Origin of the sequence: Aquibacillus halophilus, assembly GCF_009649745.1 — a bacterium.
GTDB lineage: Bacteria > Bacillota > Bacilli > Bacillales > Amphibacillaceae > Aquibacillus > Aquibacillus halophilus.
In genome coordinates this window covers 118,734-142,574 of record NZ_WJNG01000004.1, presented here as the reverse complement: position 1 = coordinate 142,574, position 23,841 = coordinate 118,734, and the positions used below count along the sequence as shown (strand labels likewise).

Genomic DNA, 23,841 nt, shown 5'->3' with positions numbered 1-23,841 from the left:
CCCCTAATCTTCTGCAATCCAACTTCTTAATAGTCTAGCGAAGTCTTCTGGTTTATCTTTAGCCATTTTTTCCAATTGTTTTCTTTTCATTGAAGATTCTGAATCATAATCCTCTTCAATGTCTGGGACAGGAGCAGCGGTGACCTGTCTCTCAATTACATTCTCAGTAACCATTTCCTCTTCACTATTTTTCCGTTTCCTCAGTACCCATATCAAAGCTAAGATAACGATGAATAGTAACGCTCCCAAACCATAAACCCAATATGGAATTACTGGTATATTATTAGTAGGTACGTTTGGTTTGCCATTAAATTCTTGAAAGACAATGGAGACCTTCTCCTCAGGAATTACCTGTCCGTAGCTCTTATCGATGGAAGTAGAAACGATGGAACTTAGTATTGACGATATTCCTTCTTCAACAGTGTTTTGTTCCTGTTGTGTCAGGTATTCAATTTCCTGTCCCTCTGTCGAATCCTTTGTATTATCTACAGCTACCTGAATGCCCAAATCACGTATTTTGTAAGGACTTTCAACAATATCCTTACGAATCCGATTGAACTCATTATTTATTGATTCTTTAACCAGTTCGTAGTCACCATCATCACCCACTCCACCTGCAGGATAATTGGGTATATCCCCTTCTCCTGTACCTGCTTCTCCTGTAACAGGAGGATTACCGGTATAAGACTCTTTGATTGATTCAATACTTACAGGTAAGCCATTTAGAGTGTCTTCATCCGGTGATTCTACTAACTCCTCAATTCTATTCTCATGTGTGAAATCAATATCGGCAGTAACGGAAGCAATAACCTTTTCAGTACCGACCATCATACCTATCATTTGCTGAACGCGACGTTGAATATCTCTTTCGATATCCTGTTTTACTTTTTGTTGGGATGTATAAGTGTCCCCACTAAAAGAATTTGAATTATTTAAATCAAAGTACTCAAAGTTTTGGTTCATAATGACGATATTGTCAGTAGGCAAGTTAGGTACTGTTTTTGAAACCAAATGATACAATGAACTAATTTGACTTTCTTGGAACTGATAACCTGGTCTAGTGTTAATAACTATTGAGGCGGATGCTTCCTGTGTTTGGTCACTAACGAACACAGGATCTTGAGGCTTATTAATCATCACTTTTGCTTCTTCGATTCCATCGATGCTTTTCATTAAATTACCGAGCTCTGTTTGCATTGCATCCAGATGAATTACATCAAATTCGTTGTCTGTCATTCCCCAAGAAGTGTTAGCACTGAAAAATGAATAATCAATACTTCCACTGTTCGGAATACCTTGAGCTGCTAAATCGACCAGTAATGTATCTACCTGATCATCTGGAACATTAATAGTCGTACCAGCATTCCCAAGCTCGTATTTTATACCTCTAGCATCAAGTTCACCTTTTATTTGGCCTACTTCTTGTAGCGAGAGATTGTTATACAAAGGAACCATATTTGATGCCGACGCAAACAAGCTACTACCAATAATCAAGAATAGAAATAAAAGAACAGATCCTAAGTACAGTCTTTGCTGTGAACGTGACCTTGTTGACCAAAAATTCGTTATTTTTTCTTTGTATATATTAAATTTCTCTTTCATCTTTTGCCTCCGAAGAACCGACTATTTTTGTTTAGGAAGCTTATGGATTGGATAATAAAGTCTAATATATAACTTATTTTCTATTAAACTTGCATCCTCATTACTTCGTTATAAGCATCGATAACTTTTCTCTGTACTTCAACAGCTGTTTGCAGGGTCAAACTCGATTTCTTAGCTGTTATCATTACATCGTGAAGATCATTTATTTCTCCTCTTGCCAATGCCTCAGTCTTTTTATCAGAGGCACCTTGAACTTGATTTAAATGATCAATTGCGTTTTTTAGGTTATTCGTAAATTGACTTTGAGCTTTTGCAGGTGTCACCTTTTGAGTCTGAACGTTTTGTAAAGAGATCATTGGTGTTTGCAATGTGTTTATTGCTGAAATAGCCATTAATTAATCCCCACCTTTTTATTTTCCAATTTCTAATGCTTTCATCAGCATACTTTTTGTAGCATTTAACGATGTAACGTTTGCTTCATAAGATCTAGTAGTACTCATTAGGTCTACCATTTCTTTTAATGGGTCTACGTTTGGTAATTGAACATAACCCTCTTCGTTTGCATCTGGATGATTAGGATTAAAAACGAGTTTGAATGGTTCATCATCTTCGACAATCTCACTTACCCTAACACCTGAACCAGAGCTATGAACTCCACTGGAAGCACGCCTTAAGAACGAAGAGAATCGTTGTTCATTTTGTTCAAAAACAACCATCTTTCTACGATATGGTTCATACTCCCCATTTTCATTTATAGTTGCTCTAGTTGTTTCAGCATTTGCTATATTTGAGGAAATAGTATCCATTCGTAAACGTTGTGAAGTCAAAGCACTCGCACTTGTATTAATTGAATGAAAGATGCTCATTGCTATCTTCCTCCTTTTATAACTGTTTGAAGACTATTAAATTTGCCATTCAATCTATCTACGATACTTTGATAATAAATTTGATTTTTAGCTAATTCTGTCATTTCTTTATCGATATCGACATTATTTCCGTTATGGTTATATGTAGTGCTAGAGTCTGATATCACTCGATAGGAGGAATGATCAGAACTAGATTGAAAAGGGATATGTTTTGGATGTGTTCGTTTTGCATGAAATGTGTTTTCTATTTCATTACCTAATACATTTTTAAAAACAACACTTTTTGCTTTATAATTCGGAGTGTCAGCATTAGCTATATTATTTGAGATGGTTTGATTTTTTAATGAGGAATAGTCTAAGGATCGCTCTAAAGTATTAATTGTTTTACCAAATAATGACATTATAATTCTCCCTTTCATATATTGAAGATTGTCATAAAAAGTCTTTCGTTATCGAATATTGTAGTTTAAATGCGATAGTGTGTCTATGGCAATCGACCACAATCTTACCTCGGTCACTACTTTTTAGTGAAAAACAGGACTAAAGTACCTCTAAATATACAAGATTTTTTTCTACTCAAGTTTATTGTCGAAATATGTAACCGATTGCTTTTATTATCACACATTAAGGACTAAATGGAAATAACTAATTATAAACTCAGCTTGTTAGATTTCTGAATATAACTATAGGTTTCTATTATTCAAATAGCAAAAAACACATAGAAAAAAGAGCATTCCTTGTAATCATAAGGAATGCTCTTAGTATTGCGATTATTAAGACTTTATTTTTTGTAATTCAACTAAGAATTTACTATTTAGCACTTTAATATAAGTACCTTTCATCCCTAGTGAACGCGACTCAATTACCCCAGCGCTTTCAAGCTTTCTTAACGCATTAACAATAACAGATCTTGTAATACCTACCCTATCAGCAATTTTACTCGCTACTAAAAGTCCTTCATTACCATCTAGCTCCTCAAAAATGTGTTCAATCGCTTCTAATTCACTGTAAGAAAGAGAGCTAATGGCCATTTGAACAACTGCCTTACTTCTAGCTTCCATTTCAATTTCTTCTGTTTTTTCATGTAGAATTTCCATACCAACAACCGTTGCACCATATTCGGCCAGTAACAAGTCATCATTATTAAAACTTTGGGTTAGTCTGCTTAGAATGAGTGTTCCTAGTCTTTCACCACCACCAATAATTGGAACAATTGTTGTTAATCCATTTTTAAATAAATCTTTATTTTCTATTGGAAAAGCAGTATATTTACTTTCGATGTCAATGTTTGCAGTAGTTTCTTGAATATTAAACAGGCTCTCTGTGTACTCTTCAGGGAATTGTCTTGATTCCAACATAGATTTCATTCGCTCATTTTCTATTTGTTGATTAATAGCAACTCCTAATAATTTTCCTCTGCGACTTACCACAAAAATATTAGCTGTAATCGTATCTCTTAGCGTCGCAGACATTTCGTTAAAATTAACAGACTTACCAGTTGCTTTTTGTAACATTGAGTTTATTTTTCGTGCTCGTTCTAGTAACATGTAACTACTCCTTCGTTATTGTATATTATAGTATATATTGACTTAAGTCTTTGTTTTTAGCAATAGAACTTAGCTTTTCATCCACATAATTTTTCGTTATTTCGATAGTCCCCATATTGATATCAGACGCCTCAAAAGATAAATCTTCGAGCAACTTTTCTAGAATTGTGTGTAATCTTCTAGCACCAATATTATCCGTTTCCTGGTTCACTTCAAAGGCAACTTCTGCCAGTCTTGTTACAGCTTCGTCAGTAAAAGAGACATTTATACCTTCTGTTCCTAAAAGTGCTTCATATTGCTTTAGTAATGCATTTGAAGGTTCTGTCAATATCTTCTTGAAGTCATCCGTTGTTAATTTATCAAATTCAACTCGGATTGGGAACCGTCCTTGCAATTCAGGTATTAGATCAGATGGTTTTGCCATATGAAATGCACCTGCTGCGATAAACAGAACGTGATCGGTTTTCACGGGCCCGTGCTTGGTAACAACTGTCGATCCTTCAACAATAGGAAGAATGTCGCGTTGAACACCTTCTCTTGATACATTAGCTGATTGTTGGTCACCCTTACCTGCAACTTTATCAATTTCATCAATAAAAATAATCCCAGACTGTTCTACCTTTTCCACTGCCTCTTGTGCAACTTCATCCATATCAACTAACTTATGAGCTTCTTGCTGAGTTAACACCTTCCTGGCTTCTGATACAGGTAACTTGCGTTTCTTCTTCTTTTTGGGCATGAATTGTCCTAATGCATCCTGCATATTCATTCCCATCTGTTCCATTCCCGATCCTTGCATCATATCAAACATAGATGAGGACTGTTCTTCCACCTCAATTGACACCATACGTTTTTCCAATTCTCCTAATGCTAATTGACGCTCAACTTGCTCTCTTTTTATCTCTATATCCTGTTTATCTTCTTCTTGTCCTTGTTCTTGCTCATCACCATTTTGTTGTTGTGGTGTGAAGAACATCTCAAGAGGATTTTTAAAAGAATTTTGTTTTTTTTCTTTTGGTACGATGATTTTTACAAGTCTTTTGTTCGCTAGGTCTTTGGCTTTCTCCATTACTCCAACCATTTTTTCTTCCTTCACCATACGTACAGCCATCTCAACAAGATCACGAACCATAGATTCGACATCACGGCCAACATATCCAACCTCAGTAAATTTGGTGGCTTCTACCTTCACAAAAGGTGCTCCAACTAATTTAGCCAACCTTCGAGCAACTTCTGTTTTCCCAACTCCGGTTGGTCCAATCATTAATATATTTTTCGGAACAATTTCTTCCCGCATTTTTTCATCTAATTGCATTCGTCTATATCTATTCCGTAATGCAATTGCAACAGACTTTTTAGCATTTCTTTGACCAATTATATATTTATCCAATTGCTCAACAATTTGCTTAGGCGTCATATTCATCGACATTCATCAATTGCCTCCTTATTAATCAATCGCCTCTAGAGTAATATAATCATTTGTATAAACACAAATCTCACCTGCTATTTCTATAGCAGCTTTAGCAATCTCTCTTGCAGTAAGTTCTTTCGAATAACGTTTTAATGCTCTTCCTGCACTTAATGCATAATTTCCTCCAGATCCAATAGCTAGAATACCATCATCCGGTTCAATTACTTCTCCTGTACCTGATACGAGAAGCATTTCTTCGTTATTCATTACGATAAGCATAGCTTCTAGCTTACGAAGAACTTTATCACTTCTCCATTCTTTAGCTAACTCTACAGCTGCTCTAGAAAGGTTGCCGTTAAAAGCCTCTAATTTTCCTTCAAATTTCTCAAATAACGTAAATGCGTCGGCTACAGAACCTGCAAATCCAGCTATTACCTGGCCTCTAAATAGTCTACGAACTTTTTTTGCTTTATGTTTCATAACAACAGCATTTCCTAAGGTAACCTGGCCATCGCCACTCATAGCACATTGACCATTATGCTGAACTGCGAATATGGTGGTCGCATGAAATTCTTGATTAATAATTTCCACCTCTTTTCAATTATTCCCGTTCTTTAGCTCGGGGATGGCTATTCATATATACATTACGTAAGTGGTTTTTGGATACATGAGTATAGATTTGTGTTGAAGAAAGATGCTCATGCCCTAACAGCTCTTGGACACCTCTTAGGTCTGCTCCTTCATTTAGCATATGAGTAGCAAATGTATGCCTTAATTTATGCGGATGAATATCGATAGTTAATGCAGCTTCTTTAACCATTTTATCTAAGATCAACCCGACGCCTCTTGTTGAAAGGGGATTACCTCTCGAATTCAGAAATACAGCCTTTGACTGGTTATTACTTTTTTCTTGCAATGCTTGACGACCATCATTTATGTATTCTCTTAATGCAGTCTCAGCATATTGGCCAAAAGGCACATATCGTTCTTTTCTACCCTTTCCGGTAACTAACACTGTATTAATTTGAAAATCAATATCGTTTAGTCTTAACCCTGTACACTCACTGACACGAATACCTGTTGCATATAGAAGTTCAAGAATTGCTTGGTTTCTCTGACCCAGATGATTACCAGTATCACTTATGGTAAATAGCTTCTCAATTTCTTCCATGTATAAAAAATCTGGAACAGGATGTTCAGCCTTTGGTAAAGTTACATTTTGAAAAGGATTTTCTGTTACTAATCCCTCTCGTTCTAGAAAACGATAGAAGCTTCTTAAACTCGAAATTTTTCTAGAGACACTTCTTCGAGACAACTGTCGATCATACAGCGAAGTTAGGAATACCCTTACAATTTGGTAATCAATATTTCCCAAATCAGTTATTCCTTCTCTATTTAAGAACAAGATAAAGGTTTCAATGTCTTTTAGGTAAAACTTAGTAGTATAAGGCGAAGCATTTTTCTCTATTTGCAAATATTCTAAAAATAAGTTACTATAATTTTCAAATCTATCCATATTTTCACCTCGCTCAAGGCGTTTAAATAGTAACATAATTTCTGCTTACGTTGCAATGAATTTTTCCGAATAGTAACAAAATTCTGAATCGTCCTTAAGGTCGTTGATGAGTTTTAAAAACATTTATGTATTTAGTAACTAATCTTATGGAATCGAAATTATATCCCCTACTCATCTTATTGTCAATATAACCTATTTAGAGAATTTTGTAATCCCTTAGACACTATTGGCACAAAATTTCACCTATTCAATACATTATCCCACATTTTCCAACTTTTATAACATTCTAAATAATGAATTACCATTTTCATATAAAAAGTCTACTGGGTATGGAAATCCAGTAGACTTTTTACGCACACTTATTTAATCTTGTACTTCTTCCTGGTAATCGCAATTAGTACAATTAATCTGAGTTCCTTTTTTATTTTTCTTTTCAACTAACAAAGATTCACATTTTGGACATGGCCTTGAAATTGGCTTATCCCATGAGATAAATTCACACTTTGGATAATTATCACATCCATAAAAAGTACGCCTTTTTTTGGTCTTTCTTTCAACTACATTTCCTTCTTTACAGTTAGGGCATTTGACACCAATTTCTTTAAGTATAGGTTTCGTATTTCTACATTCAGGAAAGTTAGAGCACGCTAAGAACTTACCGTATCTTCCCATTTTATAAACCATTTCATGTCCGCAATTTTCACAATCAATTCCGGCGGGTTCATCCTTGATTTCAATTTTTTCCATCTCTTTTTCGGCTATTTCTAATCGTTTGTCAAAGCCTTGATAGAAACTATCGATGATCTGAACCCATTCTCTCTTGCCTTCCTCAATTGAATCCAAATCGCCTTCCATTTTAACAGTAAAATCAACATCAATGATTTCAGGGAAAAATTCTTCAATCAAATCTATAACAATTTCACCAAGTTCAGTTGGGACAAATCTTTTATTGTCTAGTGTCACATATCCCCTGCGTTGAATAGTATCCAATGTAGGTGCAAAGGTAGATGGTCGACCAATCCCTTGTTCTTCCATTGTTTTAACCAATCTAGCCTCAGTATATCTTGGTGGAGGTTGCGTGAAGTGTTGGTTAGGTTCAATAGCCTTTGCCTCTACAGACATTCCTTCTTCTATATCTGGTAGTAATGTATCTTCTTCTTTTTTATTATCATCTCTACCTTCAATATACACCTTCATGAATCCCTTAAACTTTACTTTAGAACCGGTTGCTCGAAATTCAATACCCTCGTTTACAAGATGTACTGTCATTGTATCCATAACAGCGGGGGCCATTTGACTTGCCGTAAATCGATCCCAGATCAACTTATACAATCTAAACTGATCTCGTGATAGAACACTTTTCAGTGATTTAGGATCCCGAAAAGCAGAAGTTGGACGAATTGCTTCATGAGCATCTTGAGCACCCTCTGTTTTCTTTGCTGGTTTAGCGTTTTTACCTAAATATTCTTCACCATAGTTCTCGGTAATATATTGGACAGCTTCTTTCTTAGCTGTGTCGGAAATCCTAGTAGAATCGGTACGCATGTACGTGATTAAACCAGTTATCCCACCTTCTTTCTTCCCCAAATCAATACCTTCATATAATTGTTGTGCTACCATCATTGTTTTTCTAGCCCTGAAATTAAGTTTTCTAGCAGCTTCCTGTTGGATTGAAGAAGTCGTAAATGGTGTAGAAGGATTTCTTTTTCTTTCTCTCTTATTAACTTTATCTACTTTAAATTTTTTACCTTTTAATGTTGCTAGAATTTTATCTACTTCTTCTTTATTATTGAGTTCCTGTTTCTTGCCATCAATACCGTAGAATACTCCCTCAAACTCTTCTTTGTCCTTTAAGAAACCTGCTTCAATTGACCAGTATTCCTCCGGTTCAAACTTTCCGATTTCTCTCTCTCTGTCCATAATCATTTTAACAGCGACAGATTGCACCCTACCAGCACTCAAGCCTTTTTTTACCTTTTTCCATAGTAAGGGGCTAATATTATAGCCGACTAACCGATCCAAAATCCGACGAGCTTGTTGTGCATCTACTAAGTCCATATTTATAGTTCTTGGATGCTTAAAGGATTCTTTAATTGCTTCTTTTGTAATTTCATTAAATACAACTCTGCATTCCGAATCTAAATCAATATCAAGACTGTGAGCTAAGTGCCAAGCGATAGCTTCACCCTCTCTATCGGGGTCAGCCGCGAGAAAAACTTTTTTTGCTTTTTTTGCTGCTGTTTTTAATTCCTTTAATACAGGACCCTTGCCTCGAATTGTAATGTACTTAGGTTCAAATTTTTCTTCTACATTAACTCCCATTTGACTCTTGGGTAAATCTCTCAAGTGTCCCATAGAGGCTTTAACTTTATACTTTTTACCTAAATATCGTTCAATTGTTTTTGCTTTTGCTGGAGATTCTACAATTACAAGATAATCTGCCATGTTTTTTTCCTCCCAAGAGGTATCTCTCTTTTTCCTAATAAATTTTAAAGCTGAAAATAGTATCTACATTTAATAAGTAATTAGTAAGTGATCATCTCTGTTAGGTGAATCATAATAAATTTATTATGAATTCCTAACCAGTATAACAATAAGTATAACGAAAATAGCTATCTAAATTCTTGAACAACTTTACTTAGATGATAAATCTTCCCTATTATTAAATACTTAATGCTGATTTGTCAAACTTCAGTTTCCATATCGATGTTAAAAAAGGAAGCGTTTTCGTTTGAATCCGACAATAATCGACACCATTTTTCCTTTTGGGCATCCCAATCTTCTAACAAATCATAGGTATTTTGAACTAATTTTGCACCATCTTGAATCATTTTGTGACAACCACTTGTTTGCTCAACAAGAGGAGATCCAGGTACAGCATAGACTTCTCTTCCCTGTTCCAGCGCTTGATCGACTGTAATTAAAGAACCACTTTTTTCTTTAGCTTCAATAACAATTGTTCCAAAGCTAAGTCCACTTATTATTCTATTCCTTTCAGGAAAATGGCATGGTCTAGGAGGGGTTTCGGGAGGATATTCAGAAATAACTAATTGACTAGATGCCAGTTGCTGAAACAAATTTAGGTGTTGCTTAGGATATATTTTTTGAAAACCACTTCCTAGAACTGCAATAGTTTTTCCATTATTGCTTAGTGCAAGTCTATGAGCAATCCCATCAATACCTTTTGCCATTCCACTAACAATTACCCAATCTTGTTTTATTAATGGTGTAACAATCTTATTCATTTTTCTGTTGGCTTCCCAGGTGGGATTTCTTGTTCCTACCACACTAAGTGAAGGCATTTGAGTTAATAAATTGTGATTACCGAGAAAGTATAAAACTAATGGAGGATCTACGATTGTTTTAAGTAGAGGAGGATAATACGGATCTAAAATCGTAACTACTTTACACATTTTCGAATCGCTAGCTAGTGATTGAATAATTTTTTCGTTATGGAGGTCATTATACAAATGATTTGCTTTTTGAGAGGTAATTGTGAAATTCTTGCTTAATTCGGAGGAAGAAAATTGGTAAACCAGTGTAAGTGTGGGATCTTGTCCAAGTATTTGCCATAAAAGTGGTCTAGTTATCCCACTACATTTATGTAAATGAATTAATCTCCATCTTAGTTTATTCACAGGCGACACTTCCTTATTCTTTTTTATCTATGTTATATTTAAGGACTGGCCATAATAGCCAGCCCTCATCATATTAGTGGGTTTTACACTTATCGTATAAACCTTTTTCTTTTAAAACACCAATCAAAGTTTCACCCATTACTGCAGGCGTCTCAGCGACTTCAATGCCACAATTATTCATTACCTTAATCTTTTCTTCAGCTGTACCTTTTCCTCCGGAGATTATCGCTCCAGCATGACCCATTCGTTTTCCAGGGGGTGCTGTGCGACCACCGATAAAGCCGACAACAGGCTTAGTCATATTTTCCTTCACCCATTCAGCAGCTTCTTCTTCAGCAGTTCCACCAATTTCACCGATCATCATAACTGCTTCTGTTTCAGGATCCTCATTGAAGGCCTTCAACACATCTATAAAGTCAGTTCCATTTACTGGGTCTCCACCAATTCCAACAGCTGTTGACTGTCCGAATCCTTGTTCTGAAAGCTGATGGACAGCTTCATAGGTTAATGTACCAGAACGTGATACAACTCCAACATGTCCCTTTTTGTGAATGTATCCTGGCATGATACCAATCTTACATTCGTCAGGAGTAATTACACCCGGACAGTTCGGGCCTACTAACCTTGTTTTCTTACCTTCCATATAACGCTTTACTTTTACCATGTCTAAAACTGGAATATGCTCTGTTATACAAATCGCAAGATCAAGTTCAGCATCAACCGCTTCTAAAATTGCATCTGCTGCAAATGGAGCAGGTACATAGATTACAGAAGCAGTAGCACCTGTCTTATCAACAGCTTCTTTAACAGTATTGAAAACAGGTACTCCTTCAACTTCGGTGCCACCCTTTTTCGGTGTCACTCCTCCAACAATCTTTGTCCCATACTCTAGCATCTGCTTTGTATGAAAAAGAGCTGTGGAACCTGTAATACCCTGAACAATTACTTTAGTATCTTTATTTATATACACACTCATTTACGTCCGTCCTCCCTTATTAAATCTGCCTGACAATAAAAATACGTTTTATTAGTCTACTTAACTAATGATACGATTTTTTCTGCTCCATCAGCCATTGATTCAGCTGCAGTAATATTTAAGCCAGACTCGGCAAGAATCTTTTTACCTAAATCAACATTGGTGCCTTCTAAACGTACAACAAGCGGTATTTCTAAACCTACTTGTTTCGTAGCTGCAACAACACCTTCAGCAATAATATCGCACTTCATAATTCCACCGAAAATGTTAACAAGAATACCTTTAACATTTTTATCGGACAAGATGATTTTAAATGCCTCAGTTACCTTTTCAGCTGTCGCGCCGCCCCCAACGTCAAGGAAGTTTGCGGGGTCTCCGCCAGAGTGCTTGATTATATCCATAGTAGCCATAGCTAAACCAGCACCATTTACCATGCAACCGATGTTTCCATCAAGTGCAACGTAACTTAGATCGAATTTAGATGCTTCAATCTCTTTAGCATCCTCTTCATCAAAATCACGGTACTGTGAGATTTCCTTTTGACGGAATATAGCATTATCATCAAAGTTTAACTTCGCATCTAACGCCAACACTTCTCCATCTCCAGTTGTTACTAGTGGGTTAATCTCTGCAATAGAACAGTCTTTTTCAACAAAGGCTTGATAAAGACCTAGCATGAATTTAACCGTTTTTGAAAGATATTCAGTTGGTATATTGATGTTAAATGCTAGTCGGCGTGCTTGAAATGCTGTTAGTCCGACAACAGGATCAATTACCTCTTTGAATATTTTTTCCGGGTTCTTTTCTGCGACTTCTTCAATCTCAGTACCGCCTTCTTCAGAAGCCATCATCGTTACTCTAGATGTTGCTCTGTCTAAGACTAATCCTACATAGTACTCTTCTTTAATGTCGCATCCTTCTTCAATTAGTAAACGCTTTACTTCTTTACCTTCAGGTCCAGTTTGATGTGTAACCAAAGTTTTTCCAAGAATTTCATCCGCATATGTACGCACTTCATCAAGGTTTTTAGCTATTTTCACACCACCTGCTTTACCCCTACCACCAGCGTGGATTTGTGCCTTCACAACTGACACTTTTGTTCCTAGTTGTTTCGCAGCTTCTACAGCTTCATCTACTGTATATGCAACATGCCCGTTAGGCACAGAAACACCGTATTTACGCAAGATTTCTTTTCCTTGATACTCGTGAATGTTCATCTTTCATCCTCCCATCTAAAATCACTGCATGTTTATTGTATTAAAAATAGGGTTTGATTGTCCACAAATTACCACTGTTCTTTTAAAATGAGTTGAAATTATGCCAATTATTCACATCTTCTTATCTACTTGATAAATAAAAGCAAAAACTTCTGCAACAGCTTGATAGAGTTCCTCCGGTATATTTTCATTAATATTTATTTGTGAAAGTAACTCTACTAGTGTTGAATCTTCTTGAATTGGAATATTGTGTTCAATTGCCCTATTAATGATGTTTTCTGCCACGTACCCTTTCCCACTTGCTTTCAACTTTGGAGACAAATCTTTTTTTGTATCATAACTGAGTGCTGCAGCTTTTTTATTTATTCTCAAGTCGCTCATATTTTATAATCTACTCCTTTGGATGAAATTGTTACTCTATCACTTTTAGGCTTTATCTCCTCATCCAGAGTCATATTTCTAAACTGAATTGAAGATAGTTGATAGTTTAACTGTCTTAATCCATCAGTTAACGTAGGTCTTAACTGTGACAATAACGATTCTACCTTTTGTTGATCATTCAGCACTGTCATTGAAATCATTCGTTTTTGAATATGCATATCTATAATTGTATCGCCTAATTTTTCTAGCTGTAAATAAAATATAACATGACAAAAATCAGGATTGATTTGGTTGGTTTGATCCTTCTGGCTTTCAAAGGTAAGTTCCAAATCTTTAGACAATCCTAAACCATTGCCTGGAATTTGATAGGTTAGTTGAAGCATTGCATCATTATCCTGGAGAGCAGTCAACTGAATTCCGTTTAGTAAATGAACTAGAGACTCAATAGATTTAGTGTTTATTGAACTTCCATTCTGCATTATTTGAAGGAGCATGGATTTTAAGGAATTATTATCATTTGTTTGGTTTTGTGCATTATTTAAAAGCTCATTCTCATACAGCAGGCCTGAGAAATTAAGAAAATACTTTAACTGAGTTACAAACTGATCCCTAGGATTTTGTGAGAGAGTTAGCTGACCCATGCTAGACTTGACTAATAACTCTGTTATCTCTTTGTCAATACCCTGACTCACTTGACTATTAGCCAAATTTTTGACCGTTGGGACCAATTGATACAAGCTATTTATCGTTGGTTCTTTTAACCATTTATTTACCAATGACTGGTCACTAGCTGATAATTTAGAATAAACGCGTTGCAACTCTGTCGATCGTTGAAATAGCTCCTTGAGTTGGTTGATTTGGTTTTTGTTCGTAAATTCACTAGCTATGATTTCGGATTGCTTTGCAAATTTTAAAAAATGTTGTTGTTCCAGAGGGGAAAGAAATAATTGTTTTCCTTTTAATTGCTGTAATGCTTCAACAACCTTAGCTTCTTCAATATTAAATGGAACTTGCAAATCAGAATTATTTGCCGCCTGTTGCCAATTCATCCACCTTTGCTCCCACTGCTCAAAACGAACGGTTGAAGGAATCAGACCTGCCAACTTAAACAAGTTAAAAATACTCTTTTCTCCCTTTGAAACTTTTAGTGCTAACAGTTCAATTAGCTCGAAATCAGTCGTGTTGTTTTGAAGTAACTCTAATTGCTGTCGAAGTCCGGTTTCTATTTTACTTAAGTGTTTAGGTCCTGATAAATCAGATAGCACAGATGTTACTTGCTCAGTTAAACTAGTAGATTTTTTTGTTAAAAGAGCTGAATAAATTGAATGCTTTATCGGAAGATTATGTTTAATCATTTCCGTAAGGACTGACTGTGCATCCTTTTTATTTGCTTGTTTATCCAATAGATTAATTGCTTCCTTTACACTTTCCTTATTAAAAGGAATTTGCAAATCGATTAACTTCATTAAAAATTCAGTGTTATTTTTAATAGGGCTAAGTCCCATTGACTTTAAAAGGACGTCAACACCTTGATTCCGCTTATCAGTAGCTCTATCTACTATTACTTTTAAGCGCAGTAGTTGATCGACAGATTGTACTTGAAACCAGTAGTTTTTGTGAAGGTTTAGTGGAGCTTGTAATTGTGCAGTGAGTTGTTGATTGCCCAATAAAATAGATGCTTTTTGATTGGGATATAACTCAAGGACTTTACCGGAAACGATTTGACCCGGTCTTAGTTGCATATGTCTGGTTGTTACTGGGACACCTTTAGGTATTGATTTGAATAATTCAGATGATATTGGGTTTGTACCTGCCATATAGGCTCTCCTTACTCATTTACGACGTCTTTAACAGGAGCAAATGACCTACGGTGATACGGAGACACTCCGCACTGGATAATCGCCTCTAAATGCTCTTTTGTACCGTATCCCTTATTTGAAGCAAAATTATAATGTGGATAGCTATTATGTAATTCTTCCATTAGGTTATCTCTAGTAACCTTTGCAATTACACTCGCTGCAGCAATGGATATACTTTTTTGATCTCCTTTTGTTATGGAGTCACTTGTACAGGGTAGATTATCAAGTGGAACAGCATCGATTAACACATGATCAGGAATTGGGTTAAGCTGTTGAATTGCAACCTTCATGGCTTTTTTAGTTGCTTGATAAATATTTAGCTTATCAATTTCTTCACTATGAATGATTCCAATGCCAACGGAAATCGCTTCTTCTTTGATGATTTCAAAGAAGTTTTCCCGTGTTTGTTTATTTAGCTGCTTCGAATCATTTAGCCCAGGTAAATAGAAATCCTTTTTTAAAATAACAGCGGCTGCTACTACAGGACCTGCTAACGGTCCTCTTCCTGCTTCATCCATCCCAGCAACAAAATTATTCCCAAGTTTATATAGATTTTTCTCATATACAAGCATACTGTTGAAAAGTGACTCCTGTTGTTTTTTTATTTTTAACTGTTTTTCATATCTATCAAGTAGTTTCTGTACTCCTTTTCGTTCATCTAGCTTTAACTTCTCTATCTCTCGTTCAGAAAATTGTTCACTATCAATAAGTTTATTTATTTCTACTATTGTTAATTGATCATTCATCATGTTCCCCCGTTTACTTATTTATCGGATAATTAACCAATAAATTAAGACTGTTTTCTAAATGATTGTTGTTCTATGACAAAAAGTCCATAAACTACGAAGTAGTATCTTCTATCTCTGACACTAATGAAAGTTGAATGCTTATATGCCGTTCCGGCAGAATACTTCGCTTTCCATGGGCACGGCCTCAGCCTCCTCAGAATCAAAAAGCGATTCTTCCGGGGTCTTCGGAAACGCGCTGTTCCCATAGGAGTCTACGTATTCTGACTACACTGGTAGTGGTGTTCTGATTATTGAAGGATAAAGCCTAAAGCCTAGTCCTATGTGAAGGGTTAACACTTTGTCTTTTTTTGTTTCTACCTCTTTTTCAATTAACTCAATAACCTGTTGCCGTTGTTACCCATATAAATGCTGGTGTACTTTTAAATGCACCGCGCAAGATTTAAACACAAACCTATTCTAAGCTTCAGAACTGCATACGTTAGTTTTGGACTATACCCTTCTCCCTATATTGTACTAAATAGATAGTGATTGAAGCATAGGGCAGTCGACTCCTGCGGGAAAAGCAACAGCTGAAAATCCCACAGGAAGCGGTTTTCTTCCGAGGAAGTTGAAGCGTTGCCCGCGGAAAGCGACTGCCCGGAGCGTAAATCAACTAATAGCTACGCTACGACGGATTTTATATCAAATATGAAACGAAATAGCAATAAAACTTACGAAAAAAACTTTAATTAAAGACACCCTCTTAAAGAAAGATGCCTTTGTTAGTCAGTAATATTAACTTGGAGATTCCAGCGTCAAGCGACCTAAACGTCCTGATCTAAGGTCACGAACAATGACATCTGCAGTTTTATCGTAATTTATTGTTCCACCAGGTTCTAAGCAACCCCTCAACGTTCCTATTTCATCAAAGATTTGAGCCATATCTTTCATATCAGAAGATATTTTAAATCTTGACTCCAACATAGCTGGATAGTTGTCCTGGGAATAAGTAATTACAAATGTAGCAATATCCTGCAAAGATAATAATTGGTCTTTAATTGTACCTATCGCAGCTAATCTGTACCCAACCATTTGATCTTCAAACTTAGGCCATAAAATTCCTGGAGTATCCAACAATTCAAAGTCTTTTTTAACTTTGATCCATTGTTGACTCGTAGTTACACCAGGTCGGTCACCAGTTTTTGCAATCTTTTTATTAGCAAGACGGTTAATCAAAGTTGATTTTCCTACATTAGGAATCCCAACAATCATTGCACGGGCAGGCCTAGGTCTAATACCCTTTTTCTTTAGCTTTTCTAATTTTTCTTTACCCATTTCTTTTGCCATTGCTATAACATGCTGTATATCTTGTTTTTGTTGGACATCAACAGCAATAGCAGGTATTTCCTTTTCTTTGTAATGATTTACCCAAGCTGTTGTTTGACTTGGATCAGCTAAATCCTTTTTCATTAGAACTAGCATGCGTGGTTTATCTTGCAGTACTTGCTGAAGCATTGGATTTTGTGAGGATTCAGGCGCTCTAGCATCGACCAATTCAATTACAAAATCTACTAGCTTTAATTTCTCTTGCACTTGCCTTTTAGCTTTAGCCATGTGTCCGGGAAACCATTGTATTGTCAAATTGTCGTCCCCCTATTCATTTAGTATCCTGATGCGATCTACCGGCCAATATATCAGATTGGTTTTTCCAACTATTTGGTCAGTCGATATTAGTCCTAGTACTCGACTATCTGTAGAATTACCCCGATTATCACCTAGAACAAGAACATGATTCTCTGGTATCTCACTATATCTCCCGGGTAAGTCTTCTATAGAAAAATCAAACGTATAGGATTGAGTTGCTTCTAACATCTTTATTTTGCTAGTTAAGAATGGTTCTTCCACTTCTTGTCCATTTATATATAGGGTGTCATCCTTGACAGCAACATGCTCTCCAGGAAGACCTATGACTCGTTTAATATAATCTTTATTTGCTGTAGCGTGAAACACAACAATATCAAATCGGTCGGGCTCACCAATAGTATAAGAAAATTTATTTACTATCATATGATCGCCATTCTCCAGTGATGGTAGCATTGATGGCCCATCAACAACTATAGGTGCAAATAGGAAAGCCCTCACGATAAAGGCTAGAAGACCAGCAATAACAAGTGCTTTTATCCAATCTATCCATTCACTCTTTTTTCTGGCCATACCCCTTACCCCCAACAACTTCCATTTATCTTATCTATTATATTTATCTATTATTATGAAATAAACAAATTTATCTATGCAATTAAAAAGCTTATTCGACTAAAAAAATGCTTAGTGCTTCTAACACAGCATACTCAATATAATAGATGATTAAATTGGTTTATGTAGTAGAAAAAAGGAGCTTGATAATTCAAGCTCCTTTCCATTTCTAATTAGCGAATTTCTTTAATACGTGCAGCTTTACCACGTAGTTCACGTAGATAGTATAGTTTAGCACGACGTACTTTACCACGACGGCTTACTTCAATCTTATCCAAACGAGGTGAATGTACTGGGAAAGTACGTTCAACACCAACACCGTAAGAAATCTTACGTACAGTGAATGTCTGACTAATTCCGCCGTTTTGACGTTTAATTACAACGCCTTCGAATACCTGAACACGTTCACGGGTTCCTTCCACAACTTTAACGTGGACTTTTACCGTATCACCAGGACGGAAATTAGGGTGGTCATTGCGAAGCTGATCCTTTGTTACCTCTTCGATAATGTTTTGCATCATGTAACACTCCTTCCAAACCAATGCTCATAACAAAAAATATGAAAGCGGAACATCGTTTATACGACTTGATAATCTAATCAAGCACAACAAATAATATATCATATATAACCTATCACTTCAACCTTAATCTAGCTTAGGAGATATTTTTTTCAACCATTCTTTCTCTTTATCCGAAAGTGGATAGGTAGCTAACAAGTCCTTCCTACGCTCTTGGGTCCTTAATAAAGACTGCTGCTTACGCCATTCTTCAATTTTCGCATGATTTCCTGAGGTTAATACTTCAGGTACTTCCATACCCCGAAAATTAGCGGGCCTTGTATAATGTGGATGTTCTAATAAACCATGAGAAAAAGAATCTTCGGGTGCAGATGCTTCGTTCCCAAGTACACCGGGGAGCAACCGGACAACACTATCTACCACTACCATTGCCCCTAATTCTCCACCGGTTAGTACATAATCACCAATGGATATTTCATCAGTGACCAAGTATTCACGTATTCGCTCATCATATCCCTCATAATGACCACAAATAAAGACTAAATGCTCCTCTTTAGATAGCTCTTCAGCTTTCTGTTGGTTATAAGGAGCACCTTGTGGACACATCAGAACCACTCTAGCTTTTTTTTCACTGTTTTTAGTTGTGTCAGCAACAGCGTCAAAAATAGGTTGTGCAGTTAGCACCATCCCTGCCCCACCGCCATATGGATAGTCATCTACTTTCTTATGTTTGTTTTCTGTATAGTCCCTGAAATTTATAAAATTATAATCAAAAGCCCCATTTTCGTGGGCTTTTTTTAGGATAGATGAATTAAATACACCTTCGAACATTTCAGGAAATAGAGATAAAATGTCGATTCTCATTAATCAAGCAATCCTTCCATCGGTTCGATCACTATCTTTTTTTCACCAACATCTACTTCTTTAACCACATCTTCAATGTATGGAATAAGTAAATCCTTCTGCTTTAGGCGTTCTATTACCCAAACATCATTTGCTCCAGGAGATAGTATTTCTTTGACTTTCCCGAGCACTTCTCCTGTAGTTGTCTGAACCGTACAATCAATAATTTCGTGATAATAATATTCACCATCATCTAAGGATGTTAAATATTCTTCACTTATTTTTAGTAATCCATCTCTTAGAGATTCAACATCATTAATTGAGTTATAAGATTCGAAATAAAGCAGGTCGAAATTTTTATGTATCCGGTGACCAGCAACAGTCAATGGAATAGGTTTGTCACCATCTTTTCCTACCCAATACAATTTTTGTCCCTTTTTAAATCGGTCCTCAAAATCTGTAATTCTTACTACTTTGACCTCACCTTTGATTCCGTGCGTATTTACTACTTTCCCAACATTAAAAAGTTTTTTTTCCATTTTTATTCACCTGCTATTTAAATTGAGTCACAATGCCATCTTTAACAATAATGGCCTTATCTCTTAATAATTCTTCCCAATTTGAACCTTCTTCAACCTCAACAAGAGTTTCAACCTCATCTTCCGTTATTTGACTTCCTATTGGTAAAATCTCTAACTGTTCTAATTGAAAAGTTGTCCAGTTAATTCTATCTTTTCTTCTTGTTATTTCTTGTTGAAATCTCTTAAATACTTCCTGTTTTGAAATTCCCTTTTTATTTTGCAGCTTTTTCTGTTCAAATAGAAGTTGTTGACACTCTTGTTCAAGCTGATGCTGATCTTTGAGAAATTGATCTTTTAATTTTTTTTTGCTATTTTCTGTAATTATCTGTTTGACTGGAATTTTCCGGATAATTTTCACTAGACTCGCCTCTTTTGAGTTCTATGTAAAGCTTAGGTCGTATACTATTGAAAAAGGGAAAGGTTGCCCTCTCCCTTTTTACATAATATCAAGATAAATACGTTTTTTGGTATCCGACCCCGCTGCATATACAACAGTTCGAATAGCCTTAGCAATTCTACCATTTTTACCGATTACTTTACCGACATCATCCGAATTGACTGTTAGATGATAAACAACTTTATGTTCTTCTTCATTTACAGCTACAGATATATCTTCTGGATAATCAACTAATGGTGTCACTATTGTTTCAATTAGGGCTTTCATGATATCACACTACTTTACTTTTGATTTTTCAGGTCGTGGAATTTCTTCATGATGCCTTCTTTTGAAAATAAGTTACGTACAGTATCGCTAGGCTTTGCACCTTTTGACATCCATTCAAGCGCTTTTTCTTCATCAAGCTTAACTTCAACCGGATTAGCAACCGGATTGTATGTGCCAATTTGTTCAATCAAACGTCCGTCACGAGGAGAACGTGAATCAGCTACTACTACACGATAAAAAGGATTTCTTTTAGAACCCATACGTCTTAGGCGAATTTTTACTGCCATGTTTTCGCACCTCCATAAAAATTGTTTTACACAAGTTTAGATTGTATCAGAACTTTAAATGTCTGTAAAGTATTTTTCCATTACATGAACGGAAAATTCATTCCTTTACCTTTTTTACCCTTCTTTCCTTTTTGCATGTTTGTCATTTGTTTCATCATTTTCTTCATTTCTTCAAACTGCTTTAGTAAACGATTGACTTCAGAAACAGATCTACCAGAGCCTTTTGCAATTCGTTTTTTTCTACTAGCATTCATTAGATTTGGATCTTGTCGTTCTTTTTTTGTCATCGATTGAATAATAGCCTCAACATGTGAAATCTGTTTTTCATCAAACTGAACATTCTTCAAACCCTTCATCTTATTGGCACCCGGGAGCATACCAAGTAAATCCTCCATCGGTCCCATACTTCGGACTTGGGCCATTTGGTCTAAAAAGTCATCGAATGTGAAAGAAGCAGAGCGCATTTTTTCCTCAAGCTCTTTCGCCTTTTTCTCATCAACATTATCCTGGGCTTTCTCTATCAACGATAGTACATCACCCATACCAAGAATACGTGAAGCCATACGTTCTGGATGAAATGCCTCTAATTCATCTAGCTTCTCACCCATACCAGCAAACTTGATTGGTTTGTCTGTGACTGCTTTAATCGATAACGCTGCACCACCACGTGTATCCCCGTCCAACTTAGTTAATACAACTCCAGTGATATCTAACTGCTCATTAAAACTTTCAGCCACATTAACAGCATCCTGCCCTGTCATTGCATCGACAACTAAGAATATCTCGTCAGGCTTGACGTCGGCCTTAATCTGCTGAAGTTCAGCCATAAGGTCATTATCGACATGTAATCGACCAGCGGTATCTATGATGACATAATCGTTGTGATTATTTTTAGCCTGTTCAATGGCCTGATTAGCAATATCCACAGGATTTGCCTCTGTACCTAAAGAGAAAACAGGCATATCCAGTTGTTTTCCTAATGTTTGCAGCTGATTAATTGCTGCAGGACGATACACGTCAGCCGCAACTAATAATGGACTTCTATTAAATTTCTTTCTTAATAAATTGGCAAGTTTTCCGGTTGTGGTTGTCTTACCAGCACCTTGTAAACCAACCATCATTATAACCGTTGGAGATCGATCAGCAACAGCAATTTTACTTTGCTCTCCACCCATTAATGTAGTAAGTTCTTCTTTAACAACTTTAATTACTTGTTGGCCTGGTGTAAGACTTTCCATAACTTCTTGATCAATTGCACGCTCTTTTATTCGTTTGATAAAATCCTTAACCACTTTAAAGTTTACATCAGCTTCTAATAATGCAAGACGAACTTCTCGGGTCATTTCTTTTACATCTTGCTCTGTAACCTTACCTTTGCCCTTAATCTTCTGTATCGTACTCTGCAGGCGGTCGGCTAAGCCTTCAAATGCCATAGAAGGTGCCCTCCTAATCTAATTCTTTTAGAGATTCAACTAATGGAATGACAGTTGTCACTTTTTGATTAGTTAATTTCTCTTCGATTTGTTCTAATAAAATCCTACGTTCTTTAAACTTTTCATATAAGTGCAGTTTCTCCTCATATGCTTCTAGCATTGTCTCTGTTCTACGAATATTATCGTAAACAGCCTGTCTTGATACATCAACGGATTCAGAAATTTCCCCTAAAGAATAATCTTCAAGATAATACAATTCCATATAATTTCGTTGCTTTGGTGTTAGTAATTCTTGATAAAAATCTAATAAGAAATTAATACGCGTCGTTTTTTCTAACAAATGAAGCACTCCTTGTTAAGTGAAATGCCTTTACATATAAAGATACTAAAGGAAATGACCTAATTCTGTCAAGAATCTGTTTACTGTTCCCTTTTTTATCCTACAGGTGGAAAAAAGAGTAAAAACCTATTTTATTAGCAGGGATGGATAAAATTAAACGTCATTTGTTTATTTTGCAGGTTGATCATCATCTTCGAGCATATCAGCAAATAAGCCAAACACAAATGCCTGTGCATCAAAGGATTGTAAATCGGTAATTTTTTCTCCCAAACCAACAAATTTCACCGGAATTTCAAGTTCATTACGGATAGCGAGAACAATCCCACCTTTTGCTGTACCGTCTAGCTTTGTCAATACGATTCCGGAAACGTCAGTTGCTGCAGAGAAGGTTTTTGCTTGACTCATTGCATTTTGCCCTGTCGTAGCATCAAGAACGAGTAATACTTCATGTGGTGCACCGGGGATTTCTTTTTCTATTACACGTTTTACTTTTGTTAATTCGTTCATGAGATTAACCTTATTCTGCAACCTACCCGCTGTATCGCAAAGAAGTACATCAGCTTTTCGAGACTGGGCTGCTTTAATACCATCAAATATTACAGCGGCAGGATCACTACCTGCACTGTGCTTAATGACATCAACTCCTGCACGTTCTCCCCAAACTTCTAGCTGTTCTATCGCGCCAGCTCGAAATGTATCACCAGCTGCTAGGACAACCTTTTTACCTTCTTCTTTAAGTTTATAAGCTAATTTTCCTATTGTTGTTGTCTTACCAACACCATTTACACCAACAAATAAAATAACAGATAACTGATCCTTCTGCAGGTTTAATTCCTCAACAGCCTCATCATCATCCCCATAATAAATTTCAACAAGTTTTTCGGAAATAACTTCTTTTACTTGTGTAGTTTCTTTTATATTTTGACGCTTCACCTCTAGCTTTAACTCATCAATTAAATCCATAACTGTCGAAACACCTACATCAGCAGAGATTAATATTTCCTCTAGATCTTCAAAAAAGTCTTCATCAACTTTACGGTATTTAGCAACGAGATCATTAATTTTACTTGAAAACGAGCTTCTAGTTTTAGTTAATCCATCTTTATACTTATCTGAGACCTGCTCTGTTTCCTCATTATTAACAAATTTGTCCTTTAATTTTTTAAAAAAGCTCATCTAAT

26 protein-coding genes are annotated in these 23,841 nt (G+C 36.1%); all 26 read right to left on the bottom strand.

Annotated features, from left to right (window positions below; all coding sequences use genetic code 11):
- Positions 1–3: 3 nt before the first annotated feature.
- Positions 4–1,602 carry a flagellar basal-body MS-ring/collar protein FliF gene (gene fliF / locus GH741_RS06140; RefSeq protein WP_153735902.1) on the bottom strand — a complete coding sequence of 533 codons (1,599 nt, stop codon included), beginning with the start codon at positions 1,600–1,602 and terminating at the stop codon, positions 4–6.
- 83 nt (positions 1,603–1,685) lie between these two features.
- The gene (gene fliE / locus GH741_RS06135) at positions 1,686–1,958 is read right to left on the bottom strand and encodes a flagellar hook-basal body complex protein FliE (protein ID WP_476693034.1); all 273 of its coding nucleotides are present in this window, start codon (positions 1,956–1,958) and stop codon (positions 1,686–1,688) included.
- A 54-nt stretch (positions 1,959–2,012) separates the two neighbouring features.
- Entirely contained in the window at positions 2,013–2,468 is a 456-nt protein-coding gene (gene flgC, locus GH741_RS06130) for a flagellar basal body rod protein FlgC (protein ID WP_153735900.1), read from the bottom strand.
- 2 nt (positions 2,469–2,470) lie between these two features.
- Positions 2,471–2,869, bottom strand: coding sequence for a flagellar basal body rod protein FlgB (flgB, locus tag GH741_RS06125; RefSeq protein ID WP_153735899.1), 399 nt, complete (start codon positions 2,867–2,869; stop codon positions 2,471–2,473).
- 372 nt (positions 2,870–3,241) lie between these two features.
- Positions 3,242–4,015 carry a GTP-sensing pleiotropic transcriptional regulator CodY gene (codY, locus tag GH741_RS06120; RefSeq protein WP_153735898.1) on the bottom strand — a complete coding sequence of 258 codons (774 nt, stop codon included), beginning with the start codon at positions 4,013–4,015 and terminating at the stop codon, positions 3,242–3,244.
- A 25-nt stretch (positions 4,016–4,040) separates the two neighbouring features.
- A complete protein-coding gene (hslU, locus tag GH741_RS06115) occupies positions 4,041–5,444 on the bottom strand; it encodes an HslU--HslV peptidase ATPase subunit (protein ID WP_153735897.1) in 1,404 nt (467 codons plus the stop codon).
- Between the two features lie 18 nt (positions 5,445–5,462).
- Positions 5,463–6,008: an ATP-dependent protease subunit HslV gene (gene hslV, locus GH741_RS06110; protein WP_338079272.1), complete on the bottom strand. Its 546-nt coding sequence runs from the start codon at positions 6,006–6,008 to the stop codon at positions 5,463–5,465.
- A gap of 19 nt (positions 6,009–6,027) precedes the next feature.
- The gene (xerC, locus tag GH741_RS06105; protein ID WP_153735896.1) at positions 6,028–6,942 is read right to left on the bottom strand and encodes a tyrosine recombinase XerC; all 915 of its coding nucleotides are present in this window, start codon (positions 6,940–6,942) and stop codon (positions 6,028–6,030) included.
- A gap of 363 nt (positions 6,943–7,305) precedes the next feature.
- A complete protein-coding gene (gene topA, locus GH741_RS06100) occupies positions 7,306–9,387 on the bottom strand; it encodes a type I DNA topoisomerase (RefSeq protein WP_153735895.1) in 2,082 nt (693 codons plus the stop codon).
- 239 nt (positions 9,388–9,626) lie between these two features.
- Positions 9,627–10,580 (bottom strand): DNA-processing protein DprA, encoded by a 954-nt coding sequence (gene dprA, locus GH741_RS06095; protein ID WP_338079267.1) that lies wholly within the window; start codon positions 10,578–10,580, stop codon positions 9,627–9,629.
- A gap of 73 nt (positions 10,581–10,653) precedes the next feature.
- Positions 10,654–11,556 carry a succinate--CoA ligase subunit alpha gene (sucD, locus tag GH741_RS06090; protein WP_153735894.1) on the bottom strand — a complete coding sequence of 301 codons (903 nt, stop codon included), beginning with the start codon at positions 11,554–11,556 and terminating at the stop codon, positions 10,654–10,656.
- Positions 11,557–11,612: 56 nt separating this feature from the next.
- Positions 11,613–12,773: an ADP-forming succinate--CoA ligase subunit beta gene (sucC, locus tag GH741_RS06085; protein WP_153735893.1), complete on the bottom strand. Its 1,161-nt coding sequence runs from the start codon at positions 12,771–12,773 to the stop codon at positions 11,613–11,615.
- A gap of 111 nt (positions 12,774–12,884) precedes the next feature.
- Positions 12,885–13,154, bottom strand: coding sequence for an EscU/YscU/HrcU family type III secretion system export apparatus switch protein (locus tag GH741_RS06080; RefSeq protein ID WP_153735892.1), 270 nt, complete (start codon positions 13,152–13,154; stop codon positions 12,885–12,887).
- Entirely contained in the window at positions 13,151–14,971 is a 1,821-nt protein-coding gene (locus GH741_RS06075) for a hypothetical protein (protein ID WP_153735891.1), read from the bottom strand. The genes GH741_RS06080 and GH741_RS06075 overlap by 4 nt, the downstream gene beginning before the upstream one ends.
- Positions 14,972–14,982: 11 nt before the next feature.
- On the bottom strand, positions 14,983–15,759 hold the full coding sequence (locus GH741_RS06070; protein WP_153735890.1) for a ribonuclease HII: 777 nt from the start codon (positions 15,757–15,759) through the stop codon (positions 14,983–14,985).
- 777 nt (positions 15,760–16,536) lie between these two features.
- On the bottom strand, positions 16,537–17,382 hold the full coding sequence (gene ylqF, locus GH741_RS06065) for a ribosome biogenesis GTPase YlqF (RefSeq protein WP_153735889.1): 846 nt from the start codon (positions 17,380–17,382) through the stop codon (positions 16,537–16,539).
- Positions 17,383–17,394: 12 nt separating this feature from the next.
- The gene (gene lepB, locus GH741_RS06060) at positions 17,395–17,955 is read right to left on the bottom strand and encodes a signal peptidase I (protein WP_153735888.1); all 561 of its coding nucleotides are present in this window, start codon (positions 17,953–17,955) and stop codon (positions 17,395–17,397) included.
- A gap of 212 nt (positions 17,956–18,167) precedes the next feature.
- Entirely contained in the window at positions 18,168–18,512 is a 345-nt protein-coding gene (gene rplS / locus GH741_RS06055; protein ID WP_153735887.1) for a 50S ribosomal protein L19, read from the bottom strand.
- A 126-nt stretch (positions 18,513–18,638) separates the two neighbouring features.
- Entirely contained in the window at positions 18,639–19,376 is a 738-nt protein-coding gene (trmD, locus tag GH741_RS06050; RefSeq protein WP_153735886.1) for a tRNA (guanosine(37)-N1)-methyltransferase TrmD, read from the bottom strand.
- Positions 19,376–19,894 carry a ribosome maturation factor RimM gene (gene rimM, locus GH741_RS06045; protein ID WP_153735885.1) on the bottom strand — a complete coding sequence of 173 codons (519 nt, stop codon included), beginning with the start codon at positions 19,892–19,894 and terminating at the stop codon, positions 19,376–19,378. The genes trmD and rimM overlap by 1 nt, the downstream gene beginning before the upstream one ends.
- 13 nt (positions 19,895–19,907) lie before the next feature.
- A complete protein-coding gene (locus GH741_RS06040; RefSeq protein WP_338079266.1) occupies positions 19,908–20,294 on the bottom strand; it encodes a YlqD family protein in 387 nt (128 codons plus the stop codon).
- Between the two features lie 78 nt (positions 20,295–20,372).
- Positions 20,373–20,600, bottom strand: a complete 228-nt coding sequence (locus GH741_RS06035) for a KH domain-containing protein (RefSeq protein WP_153735884.1) — start codon at positions 20,598–20,600, stop codon at positions 20,373–20,375.
- Positions 20,601–20,614: 14 nt separating this feature from the next.
- The gene (gene rpsP / locus GH741_RS06030) at positions 20,615–20,887 is read right to left on the bottom strand and encodes a 30S ribosomal protein S16 (protein ID WP_153735883.1); all 273 of its coding nucleotides are present in this window, start codon (positions 20,885–20,887) and stop codon (positions 20,615–20,617) included.
- Between the two features lie 80 nt (positions 20,888–20,967).
- Positions 20,968–22,320 (bottom strand): signal recognition particle protein, encoded by a 1,353-nt coding sequence (gene ffh, locus GH741_RS06025; RefSeq protein ID WP_153735882.1) that lies wholly within the window; start codon positions 22,318–22,320, stop codon positions 20,968–20,970.
- Between the two features lie 13 nt (positions 22,321–22,333).
- Positions 22,334–22,660: a putative DNA-binding protein gene (locus tag GH741_RS06020; protein ID WP_153735881.1), complete on the bottom strand. Its 327-nt coding sequence runs from the start codon at positions 22,658–22,660 to the stop codon at positions 22,334–22,336.
- Positions 22,661–22,828: 168 nt separating this feature from the next.
- Positions 22,829–23,836 (bottom strand): signal recognition particle-docking protein FtsY, encoded by a 1,008-nt coding sequence (gene ftsY / locus GH741_RS06015; protein ID WP_153735880.1) that lies wholly within the window; start codon positions 23,834–23,836, stop codon positions 22,829–22,831.
- Between the last annotated feature and the right edge of the window lie 5 nt (positions 23,837–23,841).

Bases quoted from the DNA above. Each gene is read 5' to 3' on its own strand.
- GH741_RS06080 (WP_153735892.1), bottom strand. From the start codon at position 13,154: ATGAGCGACTTGAGAATAAATAAAAAAGCTGCAGCACTCAGTTATGAT.
- hslU (WP_153735897.1), bottom strand. From the start codon at position 5,444: ATGTCGATGAATATGACGCCTAAGCAAATTGTTGAGCAATTGGATAAA.
- xerC (WP_153735896.1), bottom strand. From the start codon at position 6,942: ATGGATAGATTTGAAAATTATAGTAACTTATTTTTAGAATATTTGCAA.
- GH741_RS06070 (WP_153735890.1), bottom strand. From the start codon at position 15,759: ATGAATGATCAATTAACAATAGTAGAAATAAATAAACTTATTGATAGT.
- sucC (WP_153735893.1), bottom strand. From the start codon at position 12,773: ATGAACATTCACGAGTATCAAGGAAAAGAAATCTTGCGTAAATACGGT.
- ftsY (WP_153735880.1), bottom strand. From the start codon at position 23,836: ATGAGCTTTTTTAAAAAATTAAAGGACAAATTTGTTAATAATGAGGAA.
- codY (WP_153735898.1), bottom strand. From the start codon at position 4,015: ATGTTACTAGAACGAGCACGAAAAATAAACTCAATGTTACAAAAAGCA.
- flgB (WP_153735899.1), bottom strand. From the start codon at position 2,869: ATGTCATTATTTGGTAAAACAATTAATACTTTAGAGCGATCCTTAGAC.
- ffh (WP_153735882.1), bottom strand. From the start codon at position 22,320: ATGGCATTTGAAGGCTTAGCCGACCGCCTGCAGAGTACGATACAGAAG.
- rimM (WP_153735885.1), bottom strand. From the start codon at position 19,894: ATGGAAAAAAAACTTTTTAATGTTGGGAAAGTAGTAAATACGCACGGA.
- GH741_RS06035 (WP_153735884.1), bottom strand. From the start codon at position 20,600: ATGAAAGCCCTAATTGAAACAATAGTGACACCATTAGTTGATTATCCA.
- rplS (WP_153735887.1), bottom strand. From the start codon at position 18,512: ATGCAAAACATTATCGAAGAGGTAACAAAGGATCAGCTTCGCAATGAC.
- sucD (WP_153735894.1), bottom strand. From the start codon at position 11,556: ATGAGTGTGTATATAAATAAAGATACTAAAGTAATTGTTCAGGGTATT.
- lepB (WP_153735888.1), bottom strand. From the start codon at position 17,955: ATGGCCAGAAAAAAGAGTGAATGGATAGATTGGATAAAAGCACTTGTT.
- topA (WP_153735895.1), bottom strand. From the start codon at position 9,387: ATGGCAGATTATCTTGTAATTGTAGAATCTCCAGCAAAAGCAAAAACA.
- fliE (WP_476693034.1), bottom strand. From the start codon at position 1,958: ATGATCTCTTTACAAAACGTTCAGACTCAAAAGGTGACACCTGCAAAA.
- rpsP (WP_153735883.1), bottom strand. From the start codon at position 20,887: ATGGCAGTAAAAATTCGCCTAAGACGTATGGGTTCTAAAAGAAATCCT.
- flgC (WP_153735900.1), bottom strand. From the start codon at position 2,468: ATGAGCATCTTTCATTCAATTAATACAAGTGCGAGTGCTTTGACTTCA.
- fliF (WP_153735902.1), bottom strand. From the start codon at position 1,602: ATGAAAGAGAAATTTAATATATACAAAGAAAAAATAACGAATTTTTGG.
- GH741_RS06075 (WP_153735891.1), bottom strand. From the start codon at position 14,971: ATGGCAGGTACAAACCCAATATCATCTGAATTATTCAAATCAATACCT.
- trmD (WP_153735886.1), bottom strand. From the start codon at position 19,376: ATGAGAATCGACATTTTATCTCTATTTCCTGAAATGTTCGAAGGTGTA.